The sequence below is a fragment of the Vibrio sp. 10N.261.52.A1 genome (assembly GCF_002876325.1).
GTDB lineage: Bacteria > Pseudomonadota > Gammaproteobacteria > Enterobacterales > Vibrionaceae > Vibrio > Vibrio chagasii.
The window spans coordinates 1-12,684 of record NZ_MCYD01000148.1 but is presented as its reverse complement, the minus strand read 5'-3'; the positions used below and the strand labels follow the sequence as shown (position 1 = coordinate 12,684).

Genomic DNA, 12,684 nt, shown 5'->3' with positions numbered 1-12,684 from the left:
GCTTTATATGGTGAGTGTTGGATTGCTAAAAACAGAAATTCAAGGTATTTACCCGCTAGAAGAAGCATCGTCGGCTCATCTGCAGGTAGAAACCGGACACACCAGAGGCAAGGTACTGCTTAAGATGCAAGAAGGTTAATATGCAGTGCTAGAGTTCTTTAATTCTCTTTTCGAAAACATAGCGCTGTGGTTCTCTGATTCAGCGCTATGGGTCTTATTTATCAGTGGCTTCTTGAGTGCCACCTTGTTGCCCGGAGGCTCTGAAGCGAGCCTGGTCGCGGCATTGAGCTTAGATCAATTCTCAACATCGTCGATCATTCTGATAGCGACACTCGGTAACACCTTAGGTGGCCTCACCAATTATTGGATTGGTTTGTGGTTGCCTAATCGAACTCAATCAGAAAAGCATGGTCATAAGGCTATGGCTTGGCTAAGCCGTTATGGTTACTGGACTTTACTATTCAGTTGGTTGCCCGTTATCGGTGACCCTCTTTGTCTAGCTGCTGGTTGGCTGAGAATGAAATTCATCCCTAGCGTTATCTTGATTGCGATTGGCAAAGCTGCTCGCTATAGCTTACTTGCTGCTATCTATTTCGGTTTTTTCTAAGGAGAACCTATGAAAAAGGTTTTACTTGGTACATTTTCTCTTATCGCCATTGCCGGCTGTTCTTACAATGTACCTAGCTCAACATCCTTCTTTTCCTCATTACCAGAAGGTGTCACTCTTTTAGAAGAGGTTAAGCCCTCTAAAGATAAAGTGGTGATTTCTTACACTAAATATCAATTGGATAATGGCTTAACCGTTATTCTTTCTCCTGATGATTCTGATCCATTGGTGCATGTGGATGTGACTTACCATGTCGGTTCTGCACGTGAAGAGATAGGTAAGTCAGGCTTTGCACATTTCTTCGAGCATATGATGTTCCAAGGTTCTGAGAATGTTGGCGATCAGCAGCACTTTAAGATCATTACAGAAGCGGGTGGTTCGTTAAACGGTACCACTAACCGCGATCGCACGAACTACTTTGAGACGGTTCCCTCAAACCAGCTTGAGAAAATGTTGTGGTTAGAATCAGATCGAATGGGTTTCTTATTGGATGCGGTTTCTCAGAAGAAATTCGAAGTACAAAGAGGCACGGTTAAAAACGAACGCGCTCAAAGCTATGAAAACCGCCCTTACGGTCTGATGTGGGAGCGTATGGGTGAAGCGCTTTACCCTGAAGGACACCCATATTCATGGCAACCAATTGGCTATGTCGAAGATCTTGACCGCGTCGATGTGAATGACCTCAAGGCATTTTTCCTGCGTTGGTACGGCCCAAATAATGCGGTACTGACAATCGGTGGTGATATCGATGTTGACGATACGCTTGAGTGGGTTAATAAATACTTTGGTTCTATTCCGAAAGGTCCAGAGGTTAAGCCTGCTGAGAAACAACCTGCGGTACTGACGGAAGATAAGTACATCACCCTAGAAGATAACATTCGTCAGCCAATGGTATTGGTTGGTTGGCCAACGACTTATCGCGGTGAAGAGACCCAAGCTTCACTGAATGCACTGTCTAACGTTTTAGGTTCCGGTACTAACAGTTACCTTTACCAAAACTTAGTGAAGACACAAAAAGCAGTGAGCTCAGGCTCATTCCACGATTGTGCTGAGTTGGCATGTACTATGTACGTCTATGCGATGGGTAACTCTGGTAAGAAAGGTGACTTAACGGCTCTCTACAAAGAGTTAATGGATACCTTAGATAAGTTCTCGAAAGAGGGCGTTCAACAAGAACGCCTAGATCAGATTACTGGAATGGCCGAAGCGGATGCGGTTTTTGCACTGCAAAGTGTTAAAGGTAAAGTGTCGCAATTGGCATCTAACCAAACTTTCTATGGTCAGCCAGATCGTATTGAGTCCCAGCTGGATCAAATCCGTGCCGTCACGCCTGAAAGCGTGAGCAAGGCCTACCAAGATTTCATCGAAGGTAAGCATAAGGTGACTTTGAGTGTGGTTCCGAAAAAGCAGCTTGATTTAGCCGTTCGAGAAGCAACATTTACCACGCCACCACGTACTTTGCCTGATTACAGTAAAGTAACGGAAGACCAGTTGAACTTCAGAAGAGCAACGGACACCTTTGATCGCAGTGTGATGCCTGAGGTGACCTTTGGTGTCGAAGCTACAATGCCAGAGCTGTATCGCATGCACTTTGCAAATGGTACTGATTTGATTGGTACTGAAACCAGCGAAACGCCAACAGTACAAATGCAAATCCAACTACCTGCAGGTGAGCGTTATGTTCGTAAAGGACAAGAGGGCCTAGCAAACCTAACTGCCGCTATGATGGAAGAAGGCTCTACTATGCGAACGGTTGAGGAGCTACAGGCGACTCTAGACAAGTTGGGTAGCAGTGTGGGTATTAGTGCTGGTAGCTACACCACAGATATTTCAATTTCTACGCTAGAGAAAAACCTGCCTCAAACTTTGGCGATCGTGCAAGAAGTTTTGCTAGAGCCTAAGTTTGATGAGCAAGACTTCGAACGCGTTAAGAAACAGATGCTAGAAGGGGTGGTATATCAGCATCAACAACCAAGCTGGATGGCATCTCAAGCAACCCGTGAAGTGCTGTTTGGCGACAGTATTTTTGCTCGCGCAAGTGATGGTACTAAAGACTCTTTAGAATCGTTAACTCTGGACGATGTAAAACAGTTTTACAGTCAACACTATACTCCGGAGGGAGCTAATATTGTTATTGTAGGGGACATCTCGAAGAAAGAGGTTGGAAAGCAGCTACAATTCTTTGAGGAGTGGCAAGGCGAGGCGGCACCGCTGACACGCCCACAGATTGTCAAAGACCTGACTGAGCAGCGTTTATATTTAGTTGATAAGCCGGGTGCGCCGCAAAGTATTGTTCGCTTAGTTCGTAAAGGTCTGCCTTTTGATGCTACGGGTGAGTTGTATAAGAGCCAATTGGCTAACTTTAACCTAGCGGGTAACTTTAATAGCCGCATCAACCAGAACCTACGCGAAGACAAAGCATACACTTATGGTGCGAGTGGTTACTTTGCCAGTACACGCGAAACGGGCGCGGTGGTATTTAGCGCGCAGGTAAGAGCGAATGCGACAGTGCCATCGATTCAAGAGTTTATTAATGAACTGAATGAGTTTAGTCAAAGTGGATTAACTGATGATGAGGTGAAATTTATGCGCCTTGCCGTCGGTCAACAAGATGCGCTCAAATACGAAACGCCAAGTCAAAAGGCTGGTTTGTTGAGTAATATTGTCGCATTGAGCCTTGATGAAGATTACCTACAACAACGTAATCAGATAGTTGAGACGGTCTCAAAAGAGACATTGAATGAACTATCGAAGAAATGGTTCGACCCGAATGATTATCAAATAATTGTGGTTGGTGATGCGGCTTCGCTTCGCCCTCAATTAGAAAAGTTAGATATTCCAATAGAAGAGCTTGAAATCATTCGTTAGAGTACACATTAAAGGGGGAGGGAAGAGACTCTACTTTTCTCCTCCAACCTAATTTATGATAGTTCTAATCGGAACGATATAAGATAAGTGAACTGAATTTTGACTGATTTTGCTGCGCGACTAAAGCAAGTTGCAACCAACCCTAAGACCTTCTCTCAATTTGGTCGTGGTGTTGAAAGGGAAACATTACGCTACACGGAAGATGGGCACCTTGCTACTGGGCCGCACCCTAAGGCTTTAGGTTCTGCGTTGATGAACGAGTGGGTAACAACCGATTTCTCTGAGTCGTTACTGGAATTTATCACGCCTGTTTCAAATGATGTTCCTACTCTTTTGAATCAGTTGTCTGATATTCATCACTTCACGCAAACCAAGTTAGACGGCGAAAAGCTGTGGCCGCTCTCTATGCCTTGTTACGTTGGTAGCGAAGATTACATTCAGCTCGCGCAATACGGCACATCTAATAACGGTAAAATGAAAACGTTATACCGAGAAGGCTTGAAACGTCGTTACGGTAGCTTGATGCAGATTATTTCTGGTGTGCACTTCAATTTCTCTTTCCCTGAAAGCTTCTGGGATAGCCTATTTGGAGAGCAAACAGAAGAGGCGCGTTGTGAAGCTAAGTCAGATGCGTATTTCGGTTTGATCCGTAACTACTACCGCTTTGGTTGGTTAATCCCATACTTCTTTGGTGCTTCGCCAGCATTGTGTTCTTCTTTCATCAAAGGAAGAGAAACCAACCTACCTTTTGAAAAGGTTGGCGAGACACTGTATCTACCAAAAGCAACGGCGCTGCGTCTGAGTGATCTTGGTTACACTAACAGCGCACAAAGCGTATTGAAGATAGGCTTTAACAGCCTAGGTCAGTACCTTGAAGGCTTAAACCAAGCGATTCGCACGCCATCTGAAGAGTTTGCAGAGATTGGTGTTAAGGTTGATGGCGAATACCGTCAGCTTAATAGCAACGTATTGCAAATTGAGAATGAGCTTTACGCACCTATTCGTCCTAAGCGTGTGGCGAAGAGTGGTGAGAAACCATCTGAAGCACTGGCTCGTGGCGGTGTTGAGTACATCGAGGTTCGCTCTCTAGACGTAAACCCATTCAGCTCAATTGGTATCACTGAGCAGCAAGTTCGCTTCTTAGATCTATTCCTAACGTGGAGTGTGCTAACTGACTCTGCTGAAATGGATAACTGTGAGCTTGAATGCTGGCGTGATAACTGGAACAAGGTGATCTTGGAAGGTCGTCAAGTTGGTCTAGAACTGCAAATTGGTTGTCACGGTGAGCGATTGTCTCTTCAAGATTGGGCTAAGCGCGTGTTCAAAGACCTACGCTCAATTGCTGAGATGATGGATGCTGAACAAGGCGGCCGAGCTTACCAAGAAACCTGCGATACGCTTGAAGCTTGGATTGATAACCCAGAGCTAACCATTTCTGGCCAATTGCTAGAAGAGACTAAGAAGTTAGGTGGTTTAGGTAAAGTTGGCTGTGCGCTAGGCAAAACGTACGCTCAACAGCACAAAGCACATCAATACAAAGTATATTCAGCTGAGCTGATGGAAGCAGAGGTTCAACGCTCTGTGGTAGCTCAGCAACAAAGTGAAGAAGCGAGCACTCAAGATTTTGATAGCTTCTTAGCGGATTATTTTTCGTATTTAAAAGCATAGCGAGACGTTGGTGGAAAGGAAGCAAACCTTATTAGGTAAGCCTACTCGTGCGAGTAGTAAATGGTTACCTGTAGTCACTGTCGGTGTTGTCTCTAGCCTTTTGGTTGGTTGTGCAACACCACCGCCGAAACAGCAAGACAACCTATGTAGTATCTTCAGAGAGCATCCATCGTGGTATGAAGATGCCTTAGATATGCAAGAAGAGTGGGGTACTCCCATCAACGTAGCGATGGCTTTTGTAAAACAAGAGAGTAGCTTCCGTCATGATGCGCGCCCACCAAAAGACTACATCCTTGGGTTTATTCCTTGGGGACGTGTAAGCAGCGCTTATGGCTATGCTCAAGCTCAGGACCCAGCTTGGGAAGATTTCCAAAAAGCGACCAACAATGGTGGTTCAAGAACCAATTTTGATGATGCGCTGATGTTTATAGGCTGGTACACCAGCGAAACGCGTCGTCAACTCGGTATCTCGCTATGGGATCCGTACAACCAGTACTTGGCTTACCATGAAGGCCGCGGTGGTTATAAACGTAAGTCGTATAATAGCAAACCATCTTTAATTAAGGTGGCTCGTAAAGTCGAACAGCAAGCAAAAGATTATGGCTGGCAACTGAAACAGTGCCGCAAAGAACTAGAAGACAATCGAAGTTGGTTTTTCTAAAGCCAACCGTCACGGAGAATAGCAATGCCTTTATTAGATAGTTTTACTGTAGATCACACTCGCATGAACGCACCAGCAGTTCGTGTTGCGAAAACAATGCAAACTCCAAAAGGGGATACCATTACGGTATTTGACCTGCGTTTTACGGCACCAAACAAAGATATCCTATCTGAGAAAGGTATCCATACTCTAGAGCACCTATACGCTGGCTTCATGCGTGCTCAACTGAACGGTGCAGACGTAGAGATTATCGATATTTCACCTATGGGCTGTCGTACAGGTTTCTACATGAGCCTGATTGGTACACCTTCAGAGCAGCAAGTTGCTGATGCTTGGTTAGCGGCAATGCAAGACGTGCTGAAAGTTGAGAGCCAGAATAAGATCCCTGAGCTGAACGAATACCAGTGTGGTACAGCGGCAATGCACTCTTTAGACGAAGCGAAAGAGATCGCGAATGCCATCATCGCTGCTGGTATCTCAGTAAATAAGAACGACGAACTAGCACTGCCAGAGTCAATGCTTAAAGAGCTTAAAGTCGATTAATCATTTGAGTTGATTCTCGATGAGTAAGATATGAAAAGGCCCGGTTCATTGAACCGGGCCTTTCTGTTTTCTCATGTAGCAGGTCAATAGCGAGCACTATTTGAACCTGTTATCCATTGGCGATTTGTGGAAAGACACGTACTAGCTTGATGCGGTTCTCTTCAAGCTCCACAATCTCCATTGGATGACTGGCAACCTGAACACTTAGGTGGCTCTCTGGAATGTCTTCCAGATGTTCAAGTATCAAACCATTTAACGTTCTAGGACCATCGGTTGGGAGAGCCCACTGCAAGCCTTTGTTGATATCACGAATGTTCGCACTGCCTTCAATTAGGAAGCTGCCGTCGCTCTGCGGTGTGATTTCATCAGACAAACTTGGCGCAATTGAAGTGGTAAACTCACCGACAATCTCTTCTAGAATATCTTCTAATGTCACCAAGCCATTGATATCACCGTACTCATCAACGATTAGACCGATGCGCTGTTTGTTGCGTTGGAATTTTAGCAGCTGAATATTGAGTGGGGTTGCTTCAGGAATGAAGTAGATTTCGTCTGCGGCACGCAGCAGAGTCTCTTTGTTGAATTCGTTTTTTTCCAGCATCAAACGATACGCTTCGCGCAGCCTTAGCATGCCAACTACTTCATCAATTTGGTCACGATAAAGAACAACTCGGCCATGAGGGGAGTGGGTCAGCTGGCGAACGATGGATTTCCAATCATCATTAATGTCGATACCGGTAATCTCGTTACGAGGCACCATGATGTCGTTCACCGTAACGTGCTCTAAATCTAGAATAGACACCAACATATCTTGGTGACGTTGAGGTATCAGATTGCCCGCTTCATTTACAACGGTTCTTAGCTCTTCAGAGCTTAAATGATCGGTCGCGTCGTGACTGGCTTTGACACCCAGAATACGAATAAAGCCATTGGTAATGAAGTTCACTAATATCACCAGTGGTGACAGCACCTTCATCAGAATCATTAACAAGATACTGCTAGCGTAGGAGACACGTTCAGGAAACAGAGAAGCGATGGTTTTTGGTGTGACCTCAGCGAATACGAGGATCACGAGAGTCAGGGTACCGGTTGCGACAGCCACACCGATGTCCCCGTAGATACGCATACCAAGAATGGTAGCGATCGCAGAAGCGAGAATGTTGACAAGGTTGTTACCGATGAGAATGAGGCCTATCAACCTGTCGGGGCGGTTCAGAAGTTTTTCTACGCGCTTTGCACCTTTATGACCCGTATTGGCCAAGTGCTTTAAACGGTAGCGGTTCAAGGACATCATGCCCGTTTCGGAACCAGAGAAATAACCAGAAATTACAATGAGACACGCGAGTAGCGCAAATAAGATACCCGTTGATATGTCGTCCAAAACTATTCTTTTCCTATTTGTGTATCTTGATTAATTTATGACCGAACATGGTCGAGATGTCAATTGAATCGATCTGACTCAATATTTTAAAGGCAAGGTATGCGTGACCTTGCCTTTAATTTTGTTGTTATCTCAGGATGATTTCCTTAACGAAGCGACTACCGAAGTAGGCTAATGTGAGCATGCTGGCACCAGCAAGGGCGAACCAAGTCACCTTTTGTCCACGCCAGCCTTTTTGGTAATGGCCCCACAGAAGAATAGAGTAGATAACCCAAGCGATAAAAGACAACACGGCTTTGTGTGCTTTACCTTGAGCAAACATGTCTTGTACGAAGATGAAACCAGTCAGTAAGGTACCCGTTAATAAGCCATTACCAATTAGGATGATCTTGAAAAGTTGTCTTTCAACCATCATTAATGGAGGTAGGTTAGGGTTGATAACCAGTGCTTTCTTCTTTTTAAGTTTGTGATCTAGCCACGCAAGCTGTAGTGCGTATAGCGCGCCGATAGTCAGTGTCGCGTAAGAGAACAGCGCCAAAGAGATGTGCATCAGCAGTTTTGGGTCATTCTCTAAATGTTTGATGAAGGTACTTGGAAGAAAAGTTGCCGCCATCAAGTTCAGTGCTGCGAAGCTATAAACCACAGGAAGAATGAACCACAGTCTGGTTTTGAGCATAGCACCGCTCATCACTAGAGAAATGATTAAACTGATCAGTGACGCAACGTTTAAGATACTGAGGTTTTGACCACTGGCATTAAAGATTAAGTCGCCAAGCAACCAAGCATGGAAAGCTAGAGCAAGTAATGCGCTGATAAACACCGTTTTTACACGGATTCCTGTTTGGTGCACGAGACCTGGAATGATCGTGGAAATCGCCATTGTATAAAGAAAGGCTGCTGCGATCGCAATAAGACTGTCCATGGTATCCATTAAAATGATTACTAATTGGCGAATTATACCTTGCATCGCTCTTTGGGGCTATGGTGAACCTCACTCAATTCCAAGTGAACACCGTCTCACATCACAAGCGTGGATGATTAACGCTCTACAACGGGTATGACTCTAATCCACGCTAATGTATACTCAACTTAATAGTCGCAGGATTGAGCGAAGAGAAAACTATGTTTGATAATTTAACGGATCGTCTATCCAAAACGCTGAAGAATATCAGCGGTAAAGGTCGTCTGACCGAAGACAATATTAAAGATACGCTACGTGAAGTGCGTATGGCGCTTCTTGAAGCTGACGTGGCACTGCCAGTTGTCCGCGATTTTGTTAAGCGTGTAAAAGAAGGCGCTGTGGGTGTTGAGGTTTCTAAATCTTTAACACCGGGCCAAGAATTCATTAAGATCGTTCAAGCTGAACTTGAAGCGGTGATGGGTGAGTCTAACGAAGCACTTAACCTAGCAGCGCAACCGCCAGCGGTTATCTTAATGGCTGGTCTACAAGGTGCGGGTAAAACCACATCGGTAGGTAAGCTATCTAAGTTGCTGACAGAGCGTGACAAGAAGAAAGTACTAGTTGTGTCTGCCGACGTTTACCGTCCTGCGGCGATCAAACAACTTGAAACGTTAGCTAGCGATGTTGGTGTTGACTTCTTCCCATCTTCGGCTGACCAGAAGCCTATTGATATTGCTAACGCTGCAATCGACCACGCGAAGAAGAAATTCTACGACGTGCTACTTGTCGATACCGCAGGTCGTTTAGCGATTGATGAAGAGATGATGGGCGAGATCCAAGAGCTTCATACTGCAATCAACCCAGTTGAAACTCTATTCGTTGTTGATGCTATGACAGGTCAAGATGCGGCGAATACGGCAAAAGCCTTTGGTGATGCTCTTCCACTAACCGGTGTGATCTTAACGAAAGTGGATGGTGACGCACGTGGTGGTGCAGCGCTGTCTGTTCGTCATATCACAGGTAAGCCAATCAAATTCTTAGGTGTTGGTGAGAAAACTGACGCACTAGAACCATTCCACCCTGATCGTGTTGCTTCTCGTATCTTAGGTATGGGTGACGTTCTGTCGCTTATTGAAGACCTACAGAAAAACGTTGATACCGAGAAAGCAGAGAAACTGGCTAAGAAGTTCAAAGAGAAGAAAGGTTTTGACCTTGAAGACTTCCGTGAACAGCTAGGTCAAATGCAAAACATGGGCGGCATGATGGGCATGATGGATAAGCTTCCAGGCATGTCTCAGCTACCAGACAACGTGAAAGATAAAGTTGATGACAAGATGTTCAAGCAGATGGAAGCGATCATCAACTCTATGACCATGAAAGAGCGTCAACGTCCTGAGCTAATTAAAGGCTCACGTAAAAAACGTATTGCCGCTGGTTCTGGTACACAAGTACAAGATGTAAACCGCATGCTTAAGCAGTTCACCCAAATGCAGAAGATGATGAAGAAAATGCAGAAAGGTGGCATGAAAGGCATGATGCGTAACATGCAAGGTATGATGGGCGGCATGGGTGGTATGGGCGGCGGCTTCAACCCGTTCGGCCGATAATCGCCTAATGTAACCTGCAGCACCTTTACTTTTCATAGTGTTATCTGTGTCACAGAAAGAATACAGGCACTATGTTGGTGAAAAAATAGCTAAACCCCTTGCATTGCCCCGGAATAAGAGTAAAATTCCGGGGCTTTAATTTGGCACGAGACCCCAAGCTGTTTAGTGATAAATGGTTATTGGGGTTAATTATTTTATTAAGAAAGCAAAGAGGACGACATGGTAACCATTCGTTTGGCACGTCACGGCGCTAAGAAGCGTCCATTCTATCAAATCGTAGTTGCGGATAGCCGTAACGCTGCAACTGGCCGTTTCATCGAGAAAGTAGGTTTCTTTAACCCTACTGCTCAAGGTCAAGAAGAAGGTCTACGTCTAGACCTAGATCGCGTTAACCACTGGGTTGGTCAAGGCGCATCTCTATCTGATCGTGTAGCTAAGCTAGTTAAAGACGCTCAAAAAGCGGCTTAATTCTTTTTTAAAGAGAAATAGCTTATGTCGATGAAGGGTAAAGAAACGATGAGCAAGCAAGACGAAAAAATTGTTATGGGCAAGTTTGGTGCTACCTATGGCATTCGTGGCTGGCTTAAAGTTTTTTCCTACACAGACAACGCTGAAAGCATATTTGATTACTCTCCTTGGTACGTTAACCAAAAGGGGAAGTGGGTTGAATTCAAAGTAGAAAGCTGGAAGCGCCATAACAAAGGTATGGTGTGTAAGCTGGAAGGTTTTGAGGTTCGCGAGGACGCTCATTTACTAACTAACTTTGAAATCGCAATAGACCCTGCTTCATTACCCGAATTGTCAGAAGAGGAATTCTACTGGCGTGAATTGTTTGGTATGCAAGTTGTAACCACTAAAGGTTACGATCTAGGTGTCGTTACCGACATGCTAGAAACTGGCTCAAACGATGTTCTAGTAATCAAAGCAAATCTTAAGGATGCTTTCGGACAAAAGGAACGGTTAGTACCGTACCTTGAAGAGCAAGTGATCAAGAAAGTTGATCGCGAAGCTCAACGGATCGAAGTTGACTGGGATCCTGGATTCTAACTTTAAAATCATAGAGCGAGAGAACACATGTGGGTTGGCGTAATTAGCCTATTTCCTGAAATGTTCCGTTCAGTTACTGATTTTGGAGTAACGGGTCAAGCGGTAAAGAAAGGTCTTTTATCTATTGAGACATGGAATCCTCGTGATTTCACTCATGATAAGCATCGCACTGTTGATGACAGACCTTACGGTGGTGGTCCTGGCATGTTAATGATGGTTCAGCCTTTGCGCGACGCTATCCAAACTGCCAAACAAGCATCACCGGGAAAGACGAAAGTTATCTACCTTTCACCTCAAGGTCGTAAACTCGACCAGAAAGGTGTTGAAGAGCTGGCAACAAACGAGAATTTACTTCTTATTTGTGGTCGCTACGAAGGGGTAGATGAGCGCATCATTCAATCTGAAGTCGACGAAGAATGGTCGATTGGGGATTTTGTGATGACGGGTGGCGAATTGCCAGCCATGACGCTGATTGATTCAGTCTCTCGGTTTGTACCGGGTGTACTTGGAGATTTCGCTTCAGCAGAAGAAGATTCTTTTGCAAATGGTTTGCTAGATTGCCCTCACTATACGCGCCCTGAGGTGCTAGACGACAAAGAAGTGCCTTCGGTGCTCAAGTCTGGAAACCATAAGGACATTCGTCGCTGGCGATTAAAACAATCGTTGGGCCGAACTTGGCTAAGAAGACCAGAACTCCTGGAAAACCTAGCTCTGACTGACGAACAGGAACAATTACTGGCTGAATTCATTAAAGAGCAACGCTCTTAACGAAAAGCAAGCAGTAACCTATTAAATTTAGTATCAGTTTATTCTAGGAATTTATACAAATGAGCAACATCATTAAGGCTCTTGAAGAAGAGCAACTAAAATCAGACCTTCCTAAATTCGCACCAGGTGACACTGTTGTAGTTCAGGTTAAGGTAAAAGAAGGTGACCGCGAGCGTCTACAGGCTTTCGAAGGCGTAGTAATCGCTATTCGTAACCGTGGTCTTCACTCTGCATTCACAGTTCGTAAGATCTCGAACGGTGAAGGTGTAGAGCGTGCGTTCCAAACTCACTCTCCAATGGTTGATAGCATCGAAGTTAAACGCCGTGGTGCAGTACGTCGTGCCAAGTTGTACTACCTACGTGAGCGTTCTGGTAAGTCTGCTCGTATTAAAGAGAAGCTTGCTAAGAAGTAATTCTTTTTGCATTCTATCGATAAAAGCGGAGCCATTTGGCTCCGCTTTTTTGTGCCTGCTATTTAGAGCTTTGAAAGTAAGCGACCCCCAACTCGTTCGTCCCTCACTCTTGGGGATGATGGGGAGGTTTGAGTTACTGAGTTATTACTGAGTTAGTGCATGAAACTAGAGGAAGTGATACTAGGAATACTTTGGCCGTCATTCCCTAGACTGACGAAGG

General features: G+C 44.9%; 13 protein-coding genes. 11 read left to right on the top strand and 2 right to left on the bottom strand.

Annotation, left to right across the window (positions count from 1 at the left end):
• From BCT81_RS02060 to luxS, 6 genes are all read left to right on the top strand, one after another.
• Positions 1–139 (top strand): zinc-binding dehydrogenase (locus BCT81_RS02060; RefSeq protein WP_157938834.1); only part of this gene is annotated, 139 nt, incomplete at its 5' end.
• A gap of 6 nt (positions 140–145) precedes the next feature.
• Positions 146–607: a YqaA family protein gene (locus BCT81_RS02055; protein ID WP_004741880.1), complete on the top strand. Its 462-nt coding sequence runs from the start codon at positions 146–148 to the stop codon at positions 605–607.
• Positions 608–616: 9 nt separating this feature from the next.
• Positions 617–3,475 carry a pitrilysin family protein gene (locus BCT81_RS02050; RefSeq protein ID WP_102423108.1) on the top strand — a complete coding sequence of 953 codons (2,859 nt, stop codon included), beginning with the start codon at positions 617–619 and terminating at the stop codon, positions 3,473–3,475.
• A 99-nt stretch (positions 3,476–3,574) separates the two neighbouring features.
• Positions 3,575–5,143: a glutamate--cysteine ligase gene (gshA, locus tag BCT81_RS02045; protein WP_061032462.1), complete on the top strand. Its 1,569-nt coding sequence runs from the start codon at positions 3,575–3,577 to the stop codon at positions 5,141–5,143.
• Between the two features lie 10 nt (positions 5,144–5,153).
• Positions 5,154–5,804, top strand: a complete 651-nt coding sequence (locus BCT81_RS02040; RefSeq protein ID WP_061032463.1) for a hypothetical protein — start codon at positions 5,154–5,156, stop codon at positions 5,802–5,804.
• 24 nt (positions 5,805–5,828) lie between these two features.
• A complete protein-coding gene (gene luxS / locus BCT81_RS02035) occupies positions 5,829–6,347 on the top strand; it encodes an S-ribosylhomocysteine lyase (RefSeq protein ID WP_061032464.1) in 519 nt (172 codons plus the stop codon).
• A 109-nt stretch (positions 6,348–6,456) separates the two neighbouring features.
• Here the strand turns inward: luxS and BCT81_RS02030 are convergent, their stop codons facing one another.
• On the bottom strand, positions 6,457–7,728 hold the full coding sequence (locus tag BCT81_RS02030) for a CNNM domain-containing protein (RefSeq protein WP_061032465.1): 1,272 nt from the start codon (positions 7,726–7,728) through the stop codon (positions 6,457–6,459).
• Between the two features lie 127 nt (positions 7,729–7,855).
• A complete protein-coding gene (locus BCT81_RS02025) occupies positions 7,856–8,650 on the bottom strand; it encodes an inner membrane protein YpjD (RefSeq protein WP_102423109.1) in 795 nt (264 codons plus the stop codon).
• Positions 8,651–8,850: 200 nt separating this feature from the next.
• Between BCT81_RS02025 and ffh the strand changes: the two genes are divergently transcribed.
• The 5 genes from ffh (at position 8,851) to rplS (ending at position 12,464) form a co-directional block, all read left to right on the top strand.
• Complete coding sequence (gene ffh / locus BCT81_RS02020; protein ID WP_004738144.1) at positions 8,851–10,236, top strand: signal recognition particle protein; 1,386 nt, start codon at positions 8,851–8,853, stop codon at positions 10,234–10,236.
• Positions 10,237–10,455: 219 nt separating this feature from the next.
• Positions 10,456–10,704 carry a 30S ribosomal protein S16 gene (rpsP, locus tag BCT81_RS02015; protein WP_004410028.1) on the top strand — a complete coding sequence of 83 codons (249 nt, stop codon included), beginning with the start codon at positions 10,456–10,458 and terminating at the stop codon, positions 10,702–10,704.
• Between the two features lie 24 nt (positions 10,705–10,728).
• Positions 10,729–11,283, top strand: coding sequence for a ribosome maturation factor RimM (gene rimM / locus BCT81_RS02010; protein ID WP_032554095.1), 555 nt, complete (start codon positions 10,729–10,731; stop codon positions 11,281–11,283).
• 27 nt (positions 11,284–11,310) lie between these two features.
• Positions 11,311–12,051, top strand: coding sequence for a tRNA (guanosine(37)-N1)-methyltransferase TrmD (gene trmD, locus BCT81_RS02005; protein WP_061032468.1), 741 nt, complete (start codon positions 11,311–11,313; stop codon positions 12,049–12,051).
• Positions 12,052–12,110: 59 nt separating this feature from the next.
• Positions 12,111–12,464: a 50S ribosomal protein L19 gene (gene rplS / locus BCT81_RS02000; RefSeq protein WP_004738151.1), complete on the top strand. Its 354-nt coding sequence runs from the start codon at positions 12,111–12,113 to the stop codon at positions 12,462–12,464.
• Positions 12,465–12,684: the final 220 nt, after the last annotated feature.